The sequence below is a fragment of the uncultured Chitinibacter sp. genome (genome assembly GCF_945957625.1).
GTDB classification, from domain to species: Bacteria; Pseudomonadota; Gammaproteobacteria; order Burkholderiales; family Chitinibacteraceae; genus Chitinibacter; species Chitinibacter tainanensis.
In genome coordinates this window covers 466,213-481,599 of sequence record NZ_CAMFLP010000001.1, presented here as the reverse complement: position 1 = coordinate 481,599, position 15,387 = coordinate 466,213, and the positions used below count along the sequence as shown (strand labels likewise).

Genomic DNA, 15,387 nt, shown 5'->3' with positions numbered 1-15,387 from the left:
ATCTTTGTTTGGATCTAAATTATGCCGTAAGCATTGAGTTGCAAAAAAGGCAAGACACCACGTCTTGCCTTGAATTTCAATTAGGCCAAGCGCGCTTTAACATAACGCCCCGGCGCAGCCTCGATGGCCTTATATTTGGTATTACCGGCTTTCTTGGGTGCGGCTTGCTGCGCACCGGAGTGCGGCACCAGCCATTGTGTCCAATCTTGCCACCAGCTGCCCGGACGTGATTCAGCGCTGTTAAACCAGTCATCAGCGCTGAGCGCCACATTATCGTTCACCCAATAATTGCGCTTATTCGTTGAAACCGGATTAATCGCCCCGGCAATATGCCCCGAAGCCCCTAACACAAAGCGCAAGGGGCCCTTGAATAGCTTGGTGGTGGCAAAAGCCGATTTCCACGGCACGATATGGTCTTCGCGCGCCGCAAAAATATACGTGGGTACATTAATCGTACTCAAATCGATTGGCACACCGCACAAGCTAAATGAATTGGGCTTGATCAGGTTGTTTTCCAGATACATATTGCGCAGGAAGAAGGTATGCATCGGCAAAGCCAGATTGGCCGAATCGCTATTCCAGTACAACAGATCAAATGGTGGTGGCGTTTTCCCTTTCAGGTAGTTATTCACCACATAATTCCAGATCAGATCATTGGCACGCAGGGCCGAGAAAGTACGGGCTAATTCTTTGCCATCTACCACACCACTCGCCTGGCTTTCACGCTGGCGAACCAGATTCCAGTCGATGAAATGTTTAATCTCGCCCGGATCGGTGTGATCAAGCATGACGGTCATCAGGGTAATCGATTCAAACCAATCCAAACCGCGCGCTTTCATCACCGGAATCGCCGTCGAAACCAATTCGCCACCAATGCAGAATGACAGCACATTGATTTTCTCGGCTTTGCTAATTTCGCGCACAACTTCGGCCGCTTTGATCACGCCGCTGTCGATGTAATCATCCCATTGCAAATGGCCCTGATCGGCTTCGATCGATTTCCAGGAAACCAAGAAAGTGGTAAAGCCCTGGCTCACGATGTAGCCCATCATAGAATTCGCTGGCTGCAAATCCATAATGTAGTATTTGTTTACACACGGCGGAACAACTAGCACTGGACGGCTATACACCTGGGGGGTACTTGGGCTGTATTGAATCAGCTGGAATAAGTCATTTTCAAAAATCACTTCACCCGGGGTAACCGCCAGATTTTTACCCACTTCAAATTGCGCCTCGTCGGTCATGGTGATGGCGCCTTTTTGCATATCGGCCATCAATTGCTTCATGCCTTCTTGCAAACTTTCACCCTTGGTATCCAGCGCCAACTTCATGACTTCGGGATTGGTAAAGGCAAAATTGCTCGGGCTAATCGCATCGATATATTGGCGGGTGAAAAAAGACATCTTTTCCCGCGTGGCTTCATCAAATTGCGGCGAATTCACCTGATCAAGCAGCCAGCGCGCGGTCAGCAAATAATTTTGGCGGATATAGTCAAAAATCGGGCTATCCCATTCAGGCGCGGTAAAGCGGCGGTCGGTTTTATCTATTTCAACCACTTTGCCAGCTGGCTTAGCACCAATCAGTCCCAGCCATAAATCCATTTGCTGCTGATAAAATTGACTTTGGCTTTGTAGCCACTCCGGCTGCGAGTGTTGCATTTTATGCAACACTTCGTGCATCACGTTCATCGGCTGGTTAGGCTCGGCAACCGGAAAAAACTTACCCCATTGCTCAGTCCACTGACGGTTTACTTCGGTAACTTGCTCAAAAAAAGCTTGCAGCGCCTCTTGATTCAACACAATTTACTCCGAAAGATTAGGGTAATCGCTGACATTGTGACCATTGCCATTTTGCAGTGCAACACCCAAATTAGCTAACGTGGCGCGCAAGCCTCAAGAATTTTAATGTCATAGTTTAGAAAAAAGGCACTACTATTTGATTAGCAATGACTTTTTACGCTGCTTTCGTTAAAATCAGCGTCAACTAACATAGCAACACTTGCTTTACCCCCGAGGGCCCATTGCCATGCCTACCCTACTCCGAGCCCTGTGCGTCATCGTTTCCAGCGCCATTCTGGCTGCCACTCCCGCATTCGCGGCGAGTAAATCTGTAGAAAAAACAACTGCTAGCAGCAAAAAGGCCACTTCCAGCGCCAGCAAAAAGAAGACCGCTAGTAGCAAAAAAGCCACCACTAAATCGGCCAAGCGCAGTAATCGTTCCGATGTAAAACGCGAGGCCATCGCCCGCGCCCGCCGCGATGTGCAAGTCACCCGCGTGAATGCCAATCCGGTCAATCTGTACAGCCCTGGTGTTCAATCGCAGGCGGCGGTGGTGGTAAACCAACAAACCGGCGAAGTGATGTATGAGCGCAACGCCGATCAGGTGGTGCCGATCGCTTCGATCACCAAACTGATGACGGCCATGGTGGTGCTGGATGCACGCCTGCCTCTGAATGAATTGATCAGCATTACCCAAGACGATGTCGACACGCTGAAAAACACCGGCTCACGCTTAGCGGTGGGCACCACCCTCACCCGCGGTGAAATGCTGCTTTTGGCGCTGATGTCTTCTGAAAATCGTGCCGCGTCATCTTTGAGCCATGCTTATCCGGGCGGTCGTGAAGCTTTCGTGCGCAAAATGAATGAGAAAGCCCAGCAATTGGGCATGACGCGTAGCCAGTTTTATGACCCAACCGGGCTCACGCCACGCAATGTTGCTACTTCGCGCGATCTGGCGCTGATGGTGAAAGCAGCCATGCGTTATCCAGAAATTCATCAGTTTTCAACTTCCAGCGAATACACCTTTGTGTCGAATTTAACCGGCCACAGCATGGCGTATCGCAATACCAACCCGCTGGTGAAAGACCCGGATTGGGAAATCGGCGTATCAAAAACCGGCTTTATCAATGAAGCAGGCCGCTGCATTGTGATGCAAGCCAAAATCAATAATATGCCGGTGGTGATGGTATTGATGGATTCAGCCGGCAAGCAAACCCGGATCGGTGATGTACAGCGCGTACGCCGCTGGATCGAAGAAACTCGCCAAGCCGGTAATTTGCGCGCGGGTTAACCGTATTGATTGCACAGCAAAAAGCCCAAGTTAACACCTGGGCTTTTTTATTACCGGTGCAGAGCTGCTGCCGGCACGCGGAATATTTGCTGACGCCGATAGTCGCGCAAGCAAGTAGCAAGCTTGAGCTTAATCATCCGCCTTAGGTTTTAGCGGACAGCTATTCAGCCCCAGCAGGGGGTATACCGGGCAAAACCTCATCAAGCCAGTCGCCAAGGGCAATACCCCCAACCAACCCCAAACCCCGATCACACCCAGCGCGGCTAAAATCACCAGGCCAGCGCCAACGCCGATCCGCAACACGCGGTCAATACCACCCACATTGACTTGCATACCGCCTCCTCTCCTCGCCGCGCCTGCGGCTTACAAAAATTGCTGCAACCAGGCCTTGAACTGCCCGGCCGACAAAGCGCCTGACATACGCTCCAGCTCCATGCCATTTTCCAGCACGACCAGCGTCGGGATACTGCGCACGCGGAATTGATTGCCCAATTCTGGCTGTGCCTCGGTGTCGACCTTAATAAACAGCATCTTGCCGGCCAGATCTTTAGCGGCGGCCGCGAAAGTCGGACCAAACATCTGGCAAGGCCCGCACCAAGGCGCCCAGAAATCAATCACCACCGGCAGCGTGCTGTGTTTGATCAGCGCGGCCAGATTATCGCTGGTGGCCGCCAGCGGCGCACCGCTCAGCAGCGGCTGGTGGCAGGCACCGCAGTTAGGCGCGTCTTTCAGGCGCTCGGCATCCAGCCGGTTGGTGGCATGGCAATGGGGGCAGCTTAAATGCAAGCTCATGGTGGTCTCCTTTTATCCCAGTGTATTAAGTGGGAGTTTTAAATACTGGCGCCCGTCGGCTTCGGCCGGTGGCAATTCGCCGGCCCGGATATTGACTTGAATTGAGGGCATGATCAACACCGGCATGGCCAGACTCGCATCGCGCGCTTCCCGCATGGCCACAAATTCGGCCGCCGGAGTATCCGCCCGCAGATGAATATTGCTGCGCTTTTGCTCAGCGATCGTGCTTTCCCAGCGTGGCGTAGTGCGCTCAGGCGGTGGGTAATCATGACAGGCAAAGGCGCGGGTTTCGTCCGGCAGCTGATACAGCCGCTGTACCGATTGATATAGCGCCAGCGCATCGCCCCCCGGGAAATCACAGCGCGCGGTACCAACATCCGGCATAAACAGCGTATCGCCCAAAAAGAGCGCATCGCCAATTAAATACGCCAAATCAGCCGGCGTATGCCCGGGCACAAATAGCGCCTGAATGGTCAAATCGCCGGCCTGTAATTCATCATTGGCGCCCAGCAAGCGATCAAATTGCCGGCCATCGGTGGCAAACTCGGCCTCCATCCCAAAAATGGGTTTAAAGATTTTTTGCACCGCCGTAATACCCGCGCCAATCGCGATCTGCCCGCCCAGCTGCGTTTTGAGCCAGGCTGCCGCCGAAAGATGATCGGCATGCGCGTGCGTTTCTAAGATCCAGTCAATTTCGAGCCGCAGCTCAGCAACCCGTTTAACGATCAGACCGGCATTTTCGGTACTGGTTCGCACCGCGCGTGGCTCGTAATCGAGCACCGGATCGATAATCACCCCATGGCCACCGGGCCGATCAAACACCAGATAGCTAACCGTAAATGTGGCCGGATCATAAAACGCCTCCACCGTGGGCTTGAACATGGCAAAACTCCTGTATCGATCTGACTTTACTTTACGATATATTTTTTTATATAATATGTCAACGCTAAGTATTCGAGGAGCATAGCCATGGATCCCACCCAGATGAGCCGCATGCGCGCCGCGGCCGGCGATGCGGCGCAATTACTGAAAAATCTCGGCAACGAAGACCGCCTACTGTTGTTATGCCAAATGGTCGATGGCGAAAAATGTGTTTCTGATTTTGAAGCCTTGCTCGACATCCGCCAGCCCACGCTCTCACAACAACTGGGTGTGTTACGCAATGCCGGGCTCGTAAATACCCGCCGCGATGGCAAACGGATTTTTTATTCGTTAGCCAGCGCCGAAGTGCAAAGCCTGCTGGGGCTGTTGTACCAGCTGTATTGCCCGATTGATGCACAAGTACCGGAGCCTGAACATGCAGATTGATCTGATCCACTTTACCCCCTGGGCCTCGCTGGCTGGCGGGGCCTTAATCGGCCTCTCGGCCGGCTTATTGATTTTGCTCGGCGCCCGTATCGCCGGCATTGCCGGCATCATTGGCGGGCTGGTACAGGGGGTAGCTGATCGGCAGTGGCGCTACTTATTTGTGCTGGGCATTCTGCTTAGCCCGCTGGTGTGGCAATTATTTGCCCCGCTGCCAGCGCTGCAGATGGTCAGCAATCCGCTGGGGCTAGTGATCGCTGGCTTGCTGGTGGGTATCGGCACCCGCTACGCCAATGGCTGCACCAGCGGGCACGGTATTTGTGGCTTGTCACGATTTTCTGTGCGCTCACTGGCTGCAGTGCTGAGCTTTATGAGTGCCGGCTTTGCCACCGTGTTTGTGATCAAGCATGTGTTATAAGGACACCACCATGCGCTTAAATCTATTAGGTTTGCTCACCGGCCTCTTGTTTGGCCTAGGTTTATTACTGGCAGGCATGGCCAATCCGGCCAAGGTACAGGGCTTTTTGGATCTGGCCGGCCTGTGGGACCCAAGCCTTGCGCTGGTGATGGCCGGGGGGATTGGCGTGGCCTTGCCGTTTTTTCTACTGGCCAAACGCAGCTCCACCGCCCGCCTTACCGGCGAGCCGATGCAATTACCGAGCAGCAGCGTGATTGATAAACGCTTGCTGCTGGGCTCGGCGGCCTTTGGGGTGGGCTGGGGCATCGGGGGTATTTGCCCCGGGCCAGCCTTGGTATTAGTCGGCAGCGGCATACTAGATGGGGTATTGTTTGTGGCGGCCATGCTGGCCGGTATGGCGCTGTTTAGCTGGCTGGAGCGCCGCTAAGCATGCGCGCACTTCCGGGCTGGGCACGGCACTATCAGCGCCAATGGCTGGCGGGCGACGCCAGCGCCAGCCTGATTGTGGCGCTACTGCTGATTCCGCAGGGCTTGGCCTATGCGCAGCTGGCCGGCTTACCGCCACTGGCGGGGCTGTATGCCAGCCTTGGGCCCTTGCTGCTGTATGGGATATTTGGCACCAGCATGACGCAGTCCGTTGGCCCGATGGCGATCACCTCCGCCATGACCGCCGCAGCACTCAGCCCCCTAGCCCCCGCCGGCAGTGCCCACTATGTGGCGCTGGCTGCTACGCTGACGTGGTTGTCGGCCCTCTTTTTACTCGGGCTGGGCGCAGCCCGGCTTGGACAACTCACCCGCTTGCTGGCGCTGCCGGTGGTGCAGGCGTTTAGCGCCGCCACTGCTTTGCTGATCGCGCTGGGGCAGCTTGGGGTGTTGCTGGGCAGCCCATGGCGCGGCGATACACTGCCGCAACTACTGCAGCAATTACCGCATAGCTCGCAAGGCTTGCGCGCGCTGGATGTGGGCTATGGCCTTGCCAGTTTTGCCCTGCTGGCCGCGGCACAGTTTGGACTGCCACCACTATTGCGCCGCTGGGGCTTAGCGAGCATCCATGCCGATTTAGCCGGCAAACTCGCCCCCATCGCGCTTTTACTGTTGCTTGCCGCACTGGCCCTGCCCTGGGCGTTGCCGCGTTTGCAGCTCAGCGCCAGCCAAAGCAGCGCGTGGGTTAGCCCGGCGCTCGATTGGGCCAGCATCCAGAGCCTGTTGCTGCCGGCTTTGCTGATCAGTCTGGCGGGCTTTTTGCAAAGCATCACCATCGCGCAAACGCTAGCAGCCGAGCGCGGGCAAACCATCAGCGCCAATCGCGAGCTATTAGCCCTCGGTAGCTGCAATCTGGCTGCTGCCAGCCTAGGTGGTCTGCCAGTGAGTGGCGGGTTTTCGCGCACCATGGTCAACACCCAAGCCGGCGCACATACACCCCTGGCGGGTATCTTCACCGCCGGCCTGCTAGGGCTAGCACTGTGGGCATTACTCCCCTATTTTGCCTTTCTACCGCTCGCCTTGCTGGGTGCCTCGATTATTCTGGCGACGAGCCGCATGCTGAGCTGGCATACGGGCTGGCAGGCCTGGCGCTATGATCGGCGCGATGGCATGGCGTGGCTGCTGACCTATCTGGGCGTACTCTGGGTGGGGCCAATGCAGGGGATTGCGCTGGGGGTGCTGGTAACAATGCTACTTTACCTCTGGCGCAGCCAGCGCCCGCATGTGGCGATTGTTGGTCGCCTGCCGGGCAGCGAGCATTTTCGCAATGTCGATCGCTTTGCGGTGGAAACCCACCCCGAGCAATTACTGGTGCGGATTGATGAGAATCTGTACTTTGCCAATGTGGCTACGGTGCTGGAGCAATTGGAAAATGCACTACAGCGCCAGAGCAGCTGCCGACAGCTGCTGCTGATTTTTTCGGCTGTAAATTCGGTGGACTACACCGCGGCGCAAGCACTGCAAAACTGGCTGCCCAGCTTGCGCCAGCGCGGCATTGAGCTGTATCTGGCCGAGCTAAAAGGCCCGGTGCGCGATACGCTGGCCCATGCCGATCTGCTCGCACAGCTGGCCGCGCCACCGTTTATTTCGACGCATGCGGCGGTGTGTGCGCTACACAGCCCAGCACAAGAAGAAGATTTCGCGATCTAACCTAGGGTATCTGCCAGAAAGCCTTAACTAGCAAGCCCTAGCCGGCGATACCCTCTCCAGCGCGTGTACCCTGCCTTACTTGCGGAACACAATCAAGTGCTCGACTTCCAGCTCAATACCAATCAGCTCGCCCAGCGCGTGGTTATGGTGGCTAGGTACTAGGCTTAACACCTGTTGGCCCGAGGGCAGCGCCAGCGTGTATAAAAACTGCGCCCCTCGGAAAGCCTTGGCCACCACTTTGGCTTGCAACGGGCTGCGATCGTTGTGCTGGATATCATCTGGGCGAATCAGGATTTCCAGCTCCGCACCAATGCCGCACTCCACTGGCGCAGTGCGGCACAGCTCGCCCAGCTCAAATTCAATACATTGCGGCCCAGTGAGGCGCGCCGGCAGCAGCACACCTTCGCCGATAAAGTTGGCCACGAAGCGATCGACAGGCTGGTGATACAGATCATACGGCGTGCCCCACTGGCGGATGCGCCCTTCGCTCATCACGCCAATCTGATCCGCCATGGCAAAGGCCTCGCGCTGATCGTGCGTCACCAAAATCGCCGTGGTGCCGGTGGCTTTCAAAATCTGCCGCACTTCCTGCCCCAGCCGCTCGCGCAGCTCGACATCCAGATTGGAAAACGGCTCGTCCAGCAGCAAGAGCCGTGGTTGCGGCGCCAGCGCCCGTGCCAGTGCCACCCGCTGCTGCTGGCCGCCTGACAGCTCATGGATATAGCGGCCACCTAGTTCACCCAGGCCCACCAAATCCAGCATCTCGGCCACCCGGCGCGCTTGCTCGGGCTTGGTGAGCGAGCGCAGGCCAAAACCCACGTTTTGCGCTACGGTCAGGTGTGGAAACAGTGCGTAATCCTGAAACACCATGCCGATACCCCGTTGTTGGGGGGGCAGCTGCACGCCGGGCGCGCTCAAGAGCTGGCTCTGCAGATGTATCTCGCCCGCCTGCAGCGCTTCAAAGCCGGCAATACTGCGCAGCACCGTGGTTTTGCCGCAACCCGAGGCCCCGAGCAAACAGGCAATTTCACCGGCTTCCAAAGCAAACGACAAGCCATCCACCACCCGGCGTGCGCCGGCAAATTCGATGGCAATTTGGTTAACGCTAAGTAATGGCATCGCTTATTCCGCTTTTCGTACCAGCAGGATGACCGGAAGTAACCCGGTCAACACAATCATTAAACTGGGCAGTGCCGCATTGGCCCACATGCCTTCCGAAGTCATTTCAAACACGCGCACCGCCAGGGTTTCCCAGCCAAAGGGGCGGGTCATTAGCGTGATGGGCATTTCTTTCATTACATCCACAAAGCACATCAACACCGCGGTGAGCGCCCCGCCACGCAGCATCGGCAAATGCAAGCGCCAGGTGAGCTGGCGATTGGATAATCCGAGCGAACGAGCCGCGTCTTCCTGATTGCGGCTAACCCGCTGCATCGCGCTCTCCAGCGGCTGAAAAGCCACAGCCATAAATCGCGCGCCCAGCGCCAGCAGCATCACCGCCACCGAGCCTTTGAGTATTTGAAATCCCTCATAACCCAAGGCATGGGCATAAGGCAGCAGCAGATTATCCAGCCAGGCGATCGGCACAAACACGCCCACTGCCAGCACCGTGCCCGGCACGGCATAGCCTAATGTCGCCAACTGCACGGTCAAGCGTGTGGCACGGCTCGCATAGTGGCGCTGCAGTAGCACCAACACCAGCGCCAGTACACTCACCACCAGCGCTGCCGCTAAGGAAATCAACATCGAGCGCAGCGTAAAACCCCAGTACCGCGCATCCAGATCGGTGGCGAGCACGCTGCAGGCCCAGACCAAGAGTTGCAAGAGCGGAATCACAAAAGCCATCGCCAGCACTGCGAGGCAAAATAGCGTGGCCGCAGGGCGCGCCCAACCGGTGAGCACAATGCGCTCGGCCGCCACAATACGCCCATGATAGGCTCGCGCGCCGCGCGCACGTTGCTCCACCAACACCAGCACCAACACAAACAGCACCAAAAGTGACGCCAGCTGCGAAGCCGCAGTAAGGTTAAACAAGGAAAACCAGGATTTGTAAATCGCGGTCGTGAAGGTATCAAAATTAAAGACCGACACCGTACCGAAATCGGCTAGGGTTTCCATCAGCGCCAGCGTTAGCCCGCCAATCAGCCATGGTCGCGCCATCGGTAGCGCCACTTTCCAAAACCCTGCCGGGCGGGAATAGCCCAGCATTTGCGCGGCTTCAAGCGCGCGCTTGCCTTGAGTAAGAAAGGCATTGCGCGCTAGCAAATAAACATAAGGATAGAACGCCAGCGTCAGCACCAGCACTACACCGCCGGTGGAGCGAATGCGCGGAAACCAGCTGCTGTCGCCGGTTAGCTCGCGCAATAGCGTCTGCACTGGCCCGGTGAAATCCAGCAAACCGACCTGTACAAAGGCCAACACATAAGCAGGCATCGCCAGCGGCAACATCAACGCCCAACTGAGCCAGCGGCGGCCGGGAAACTCGCATACGGCCGTGAGCCAGGCCAGCGGCACGCCCAGTAGCAACACCCCAAAGCCCACGCCTAATAGCAAGATCGCGGTATTGCGCAGCACATCAGGCAACACATATTGGCCCAGATGGGCCCAGATTTCTGGTTGCGGATGCAGAAAAGACGCCAACACCACCAATAGTGGAATCAAGGTGAGCAAAGCAATCGGCAAGGCCAGCACGGCACCGCGCCAGGAGTGTTTGGACATAAGCGTGATCAGAGATGAAAAAACGAAGGGCAGACCCGACTTTCGCCGGCTGCCCCTGTGGCATTCAATGGGCGCACCTGGGTGCGCCACACCGATTCTAGCTTATTTGTAGCCTGCGCGATCCATCAGCTGCACGGCTTTGCCTTGCAGCTCGCCCGCTTTGGCCATATTGATCAGGTTTTGCTTGAACGGGCCCCAGCTGCTTACGATCACATCGGCTTTGATTTTCGGGTTAGCCGGGAATTCCAGATCTTTGTCGGCATACAGGTTTTGCGCTTTATCCGACGACAACCACTCGATCAATTTAAGCGCGCCCGCTTCGTTTTTGGCAAAGCGGGTAATGCCCGCACCCGAGATATTCACGTGCACGCCGTTGGTTTTCTGGTTCGCCCAGAAGAGTTTAGCGGGATACGCTTCGCGTTTATCCGCCGGCAATTTATCCAGAATCCGGCCCAGATAGTAGGTATTAACAATACCCACCGCGCACTGGCCAGCCGCCACCGCTTCGATCAGCTTGGTGTCATCCGCAAAAACATCCGTTGCCAGATTCGCCACCCAGCCGCGTACCACTTGTTCGGTTTTGGCTTCACCTTGCTGGGCGATCATCATGCCCACCAGCGATTGGTTGTAGACCTTTTTGCTGGTACGCAGACACAACTTGCCTTTGAATTTTGGATCGGCCAGATCTTCGTAGGTCGAAAGTTGCTCGGCCTTGATCAGGCTTGGGTTGTAAACCATGGTGCGCGCACGCACCGAAAGACCTGTCCACTGGCCGCGCGGATCACGCAAATGCGCTGGAATATTCTCGTTCACCACTTTGGAATTAAAGGTTTTCAGCAAGCCCATATTGCTGGCCTGCCACAGATTGCCGGCATCCACGGTGATCAGCATATCGGCCGGGGTGTTGCTGCCTTCGGCTTGCAGGCGGGCCAGCAGTGGGCCTTCCTTGTCGGTCAGCACTTTGACTTCTACGCCGGTTTCTTTGGTGTAGGCATCAAACAGCGGCTTGATCAGCTGTTCATTGCGCGATGAGTAGACAGTCACAGTTTCCGCGTGGGCCCAACCGGCCAACAGCGACATTGCTAAGACAGACAAGGTGAGACGTTTCATTGCGTGAGTCCTTAACAAGAAGTATTCGCATTATACAGTTAAAGCAGAATCATTCTCAAATACATAAAAGAGTTTTGCCGCTCCGCCCCCGGCGGTACAATCAGCGACCCCTTATTGAGAGTGAACGCATGCTTTGGTTCCGTAACCTGCAAATTTATCGTCTGGCCACCGAACACGCGCTGCAAGCAGACAGCATTCAGCAAGAACTGGCCAAGCGCCCTTTTGTTCCCTGCGCCAGCATGGACATGGAATCGCATGGCTGGGTGCCACCGGCACGCCATGAGCCCGAAAGCTACGCCCTCGCGCGACAAGAGGCCGTGCTAGTCGCGCTAAAAAGCGAAGAAAAAGTCCTGCCTGCAGCCGTAATCAAAGACGAGCTGGATTATCGTGTGCAGCAAATCGAAGCCAGTGAAAACCGCAAAGTCGGTCGCAAAGAGCAGCGCGAGCTGAAAGACCGCATTGTGGAAGAGCTCACCCCGCGCGCCTTTACCCGCTCGCGCGTGCAGCGCGCCTTGATCGACCTAGAGCAAGGACTGGTTTTGGTGGATGCGGCGAGCGCCGCAAAAGCCGAGTTTTTACTGAGCACCCTGCGCGAAACCTTGGGCAGCCTGCCCACGCGGCTGATTGATACCGAAATCAGCCCCGCCGCCGCTATGACCGATTGGCTAACCACCACGCCACCCGATGCCCTGAGCCTTGGCCAAGATGCTGAGCTAAAAGCCCCGGGGGACGAAGGCTCGATTGCCCGCTTTAAACGGCAAGTGATGGATTGCCCCGAAGTGCGCCAGCATCTGGACACTGGCAAAATCGCCACCCGCTTGAGCCTAGCTTTTGGCGAACGGCTGACCTTCACCCTGACCGAAGCGCTGGAAATCAAATCGCTGGCGATGCTGGATGTGCTGAAAGACGAGCTCAAAGACATGGATGCCGAAACGCAAGATGCGCTGTTTGAATCGCAGTTTGCGCTGTTGGTGGGTGAGCTGCGTGGCTTTATCCCTGAGCTCTTGGCGGCCCTGGGTGGCGAGCGCGAATAAACCCGGGGTATAGCCCTAGAAGCAGTATAAGAAAAAGCCCTGCTACATATACCCACACAGGTATTGGCAGGGCTTTTTAATTAGCGCTGAGCCACTTGCAAGCTAGTCTGGCGCGGATTGCCACTGAGCAGCGAGCGCGCTGCATCCACCTCTTTACGGCAATAGTCTTCATTGATTGGGCCCAAATCCTTGCGCGGCTTAAGTAAAGGTTCAAGCTGCGAATTCACCTTGCGCCGCAGCTGCAAATCATAGTGACCTGTGGCCATCTCGGCTTTGACCGCTTGTACTTGTTCGCTGCAGCTATTGGCGCTAGCCACCGCGGGACTAAGCATGGCCGCCAAGAGGCCAAAAGCAAATAGGGTTTTCATCGTGAGACTCCATATGCGAAAAACATACGGCCACGATAGAAACACGCCTGCTCGCTGAGCAAGATCACCGCTAAACGGTCACACCACGCTGGCAGGCCTTACGTAAGCCAGCCTAACACCAGTTGCCGTTGGCATAAAACCTGCTCTGTCACTCACTTAGTCCTGCTAAACCCTAGCTACATCGCACTGCAACAAAGGTAGGCGGTTTGCGGCGTTGTGCTAGCAAGCCATTAACCCTGCAGACCATTTATGACGAAACTCGTCAGCTTTGGCGCGAGCGGTAAATTTCACCGCTCGTCAGCCTGCCATCAGTCGGGCAAGCTGACGCACCGTTTAAAACGCCCAAGCCAGCTCAAACCCTTGCCGAATGGCACGCTTGGCGTCTAGCTCGCCGGCCTTTTCTGCCCCGCCAATTAAATGCACGCGCAAGCCGGCTGCTTGCAGCACAGAATACAGGTCATTCACCGATTCTTGCCCGGCACACACCACCACTTGCTGGCAGGGGATCAGCTGGCGCTCGCCCTTCACTTCAATGTGCAGGCCCGCATCGTCAATCTGCAGATAGCGCACATTGCCCAGCAAATGCACGCCATGGCGTTGCAGATTCAGTCGGTGAATCCAGCCGGTGGTCTTGCCCGGCCCGGCGCCGGGCTTGCCAGCTTTGCGCTGCAACAGCCAGATTTCGCGCTGGGCCGGCGCCGCCGCGGGCGGCACCAAGCCACCCACAGCCTGTAAACTGGCATCAATACCCCAGGCCTGCAAATAATCAGTTGCCGTACCGTGCAGCAGCAAATCAGCGACATCCACGCCTATCCCGCCCGCGCCAATAATCGCGACCCGCGCGGCGGGCGCGACTTTACCGGCCAGCAAGTCGGCGTAACTCACCACCATCGGATGCTCAGCGCCCGGCAAATCCAGCGCGCGGGGCTGTACACCGGTGGCGAGTACCACTTCATCAAAGCCAGCCAGCTCGGCCGCGGACTGAATGCGGGTATTGAGGCGAATGTCTACGCCAGTCAGCGCCAACTGCTGCTGAAAATAGCGCAGGGTTTCTGCAAATTCATACTTGGCCGGCACACGCTGCGCCAGCGCAAACTGCCCGCCCAAATGATCGCTGGCCTCGAATAAAGTCACAGCATGCCCACGCTGCGCGGCCGTTAGCGCGCACGACAGCCCCGCCGGGCCCGCGCCAATCACCGCCACTCGCCGCTGCTGGGCTGCGCGCTGGGCGGGAAACTCAATCTCGCGACAGGCGCGCGGATTGACCAAACAGGATGCGGGCTGACCTTCAAACACATGATCAAGGCAAGCCTGATTACAGGCTATGCAGGTATTGATCTCTAAAGCACGCCCAGTCTGGGCTTTGAGCACATACTCCCCATCCGCCAACAAGGGGCGCGCCAGCGACACCAGATCTGCGTCGCCAGCGGCAAGGATTTGCTCGGCAATTTCCGGGGTATTAATGCGATTCACGGCAATCAGCGGCACCCGCAGATGCGGCTTAATGGCGCGCGACACCCAGCTAAACCCGCCGCGCGGCACCACCGCGGCAATGGTGGGCACCCGCGCTTCGTGCCAGCCGATCCCCGTATTCAAGATCGTAACGCCTGCGTCTTCCAGCGCTTGGGCCAGCGTAATCGCCTCTTCCAGTGTGCCGCCGTCCTCCACCAGATCCAGCAGCGAAATGCGGAAAATAATAATGAATTCCGCCCCGACCGCCGCGCGCACCGCGCGTACAATCTCGAGCGCCAGCCGCTGCCGATTGGCGAGGCTGCCACCCCAATCGTCGCTACGCTGATTGGTACGCCGCACCAGAAACTGATTGATCAGATAGCCTTCACTACCCATGATCTCCACCCCGTCATAGCCCGCCTGCTGGGCCAGCTGCGCGGCGCGGGCGAAATCGGCGATGGTTTGCGCAATTTCTTCCTCGCTGAGTGCATGCGGGGTAAACGGGGTAATCGGCGAGCAGATGGCCGAAGCGCTGACCGATTCGCTGTGATAGGCATAGCGGCCAGTGTGTAAAATCTGCAAAGCAATCTTGCCACCAGCGGCGTGGACGGCAGCAGTAACAGGCGTATGGCGCGGTAGCTGCGCCACCTCAGTGAGCATGGCCGCGCCTTCGTAGCCACAGCCAGCGCGATTAGGTGACACCCCACCCGTCACAATCAGCCCCACCCCGGCCGCTGCGCGCTCACCATAAAAGGCCGCCAGCCGCTCGGGCGCATCGGGCCATTCTTCCAGCCCGGTATGCATCGACCCCATCACGGTACGATTACGTAGCTGGGTGAAGCCCAAATCAAGCGGGGCGAATAAATGCGGATACGGCGTGGCCGCGGGCGACGATGGCGACGATGGCGACGAAAAGCTAGTCATGCAAGCCTCACTTTCAAACGATCGTTTAAGCAATACGCTGAAATCTGCCGCATTTTGCGCCATC

General features: G+C 57.0%; 15 protein-coding genes. 6 read left to right on the top strand and 9 right to left on the bottom strand.

What is annotated here, in order from left to right:
* Window positions 1-80: 80 nt before the first annotated feature.
* Window positions 81-1,799 (bottom strand): alpha/beta hydrolase, encoded by a 1,719-nt coding sequence (locus QV747_RS02220; RefSeq protein ID WP_273428783.1) that lies wholly within the window; start codon window positions 1,797-1,799, stop codon window positions 81-83.
* A 226-nt stretch (window positions 1,800-2,025) separates the two neighbouring features.
* Between QV747_RS02220 and pbpG the strand changes: the two genes are divergently transcribed.
* Window positions 2,026-3,069: a D-alanyl-D-alanine endopeptidase gene (gene pbpG, locus QV747_RS02215; protein WP_034618752.1), complete on the top strand. Its 1,044-nt coding sequence runs from the start codon at window positions 2,026-2,028 to the stop codon at window positions 3,067-3,069.
* 129 nt (window positions 3,070-3,198) lie between these two features.
* Here pbpG and QV747_RS02210 read toward each other — a convergent pair whose 3' ends face one another.
* Genes QV747_RS02210 through QV747_RS02200 form a run of 3 tightly spaced genes read right to left on the bottom strand, consistent with a single transcriptional unit; the run spans window position 3,199 to window position 4,743 of the window.
* On the bottom strand, window positions 3,199-3,402 hold the full coding sequence (locus tag QV747_RS02210; RefSeq protein ID WP_273428780.1) for a DUF2892 domain-containing protein: 204 nt from the start codon (window positions 3,400-3,402) through the stop codon (window positions 3,199-3,201).
* 30 nt (window positions 3,403-3,432) lie between these two features.
* Entirely contained in the window at window positions 3,433-3,861 is a 429-nt protein-coding gene (trxC, locus tag QV747_RS02205; protein ID WP_273428778.1) for a thioredoxin TrxC, read from the bottom strand.
* A gap of 12 nt (window positions 3,862-3,873) precedes the next feature.
* The gene (locus QV747_RS02200) at window positions 3,874-4,743 is read right to left on the bottom strand and encodes an MBL fold metallo-hydrolase (RefSeq protein ID WP_273428777.1); all 870 of its coding nucleotides are present in this window, start codon (window positions 4,741-4,743) and stop codon (window positions 3,874-3,876) included.
* 87 nt (window positions 4,744-4,830) lie between these two features.
* Here QV747_RS02200 and QV747_RS02195 point away from each other — a divergent pair, with 87 nt between their 5' ends.
* Genes QV747_RS02195 through QV747_RS02180 form a run of 4 tightly spaced genes read left to right on the top strand, consistent with a single transcriptional unit; the run spans window position 4,831 to window position 7,717 of the window.
* Complete coding sequence (locus QV747_RS02195) at window positions 4,831-5,169, top strand: metalloregulator ArsR/SmtB family transcription factor (protein ID WP_028448991.1); 339 nt, start codon at window positions 4,831-4,833, stop codon at window positions 5,167-5,169.
* Complete coding sequence (locus tag QV747_RS02190) at window positions 5,159-5,584, top strand: YeeE/YedE family protein (protein WP_273428775.1); 426 nt, start codon at window positions 5,159-5,161, stop codon at window positions 5,582-5,584. The genes QV747_RS02195 and QV747_RS02190 overlap by 11 nt, the downstream gene beginning before the upstream one ends.
* A 10-nt stretch (window positions 5,585-5,594) precedes the next feature.
* Complete coding sequence (locus QV747_RS02185) at window positions 5,595-6,011, top strand: DUF6691 family protein (RefSeq protein WP_273428774.1); 417 nt, start codon at window positions 5,595-5,597, stop codon at window positions 6,009-6,011.
* A 2-nt stretch (window positions 6,012-6,013) separates the two neighbouring features.
* The gene (locus tag QV747_RS02180) at window positions 6,014-7,717 is read left to right on the top strand and encodes a SulP family inorganic anion transporter (protein WP_273428773.1); all 1,704 of its coding nucleotides are present in this window, start codon (window positions 6,014-6,016) and stop codon (window positions 7,715-7,717) included.
* 75 nt (window positions 7,718-7,792) lie between these two features.
* Here the strand turns inward: QV747_RS02180 and QV747_RS02175 are convergent, their stop codons facing one another.
* The 3 genes from QV747_RS02175 to QV747_RS02165 form a co-directional block, all read right to left on the bottom strand.
* Window positions 7,793-8,836 (bottom strand): ABC transporter ATP-binding protein, encoded by a 1,044-nt coding sequence (locus QV747_RS02175; protein ID WP_273428772.1) that lies wholly within the window; start codon window positions 8,834-8,836, stop codon window positions 7,793-7,795.
* A gap of 3 nt (window positions 8,837-8,839) precedes the next feature.
* Complete coding sequence (locus QV747_RS02170; protein ID WP_273428770.1) at window positions 8,840-10,435, bottom strand: iron ABC transporter permease; 1,596 nt, start codon at window positions 10,433-10,435, stop codon at window positions 8,840-8,842.
* 102 nt (window positions 10,436-10,537) lie between these two features.
* Window positions 10,538-11,545, bottom strand: a complete 1,008-nt coding sequence (locus tag QV747_RS02165; protein ID WP_047393746.1) for an extracellular solute-binding protein — start codon at window positions 11,543-11,545, stop codon at window positions 10,538-10,540.
* A 128-nt stretch (window positions 11,546-11,673) separates the two neighbouring features.
* On the opposite strand from QV747_RS02165, the gene QV747_RS02160 reads away from it, so the two are divergent.
* On the top strand, window positions 11,674-12,579 hold the full coding sequence (locus QV747_RS02160; RefSeq protein WP_273428767.1) for a recombination-associated protein RdgC: 906 nt from the start codon (window positions 11,674-11,676) through the stop codon (window positions 12,577-12,579).
* An 80-nt stretch (window positions 12,580-12,659) separates the two neighbouring features.
* On the opposite strand, the gene QV747_RS02155 is transcribed toward QV747_RS02160, so the two are convergent.
* Complete coding sequence (locus QV747_RS02155) at window positions 12,660-12,947, bottom strand: hypothetical protein (RefSeq protein WP_273428765.1); 288 nt, start codon at window positions 12,945-12,947, stop codon at window positions 12,660-12,662.
* A 333-nt stretch (window positions 12,948-13,280) separates the two neighbouring features.
* Window positions 13,281-15,323 (bottom strand): NADPH-dependent 2,4-dienoyl-CoA reductase, encoded by a 2,043-nt coding sequence (locus tag QV747_RS02150; RefSeq protein WP_273428763.1) that lies wholly within the window; start codon window positions 15,321-15,323, stop codon window positions 13,281-13,283.
* Window positions 15,324-15,387 lie beyond the last annotated feature (64 nt).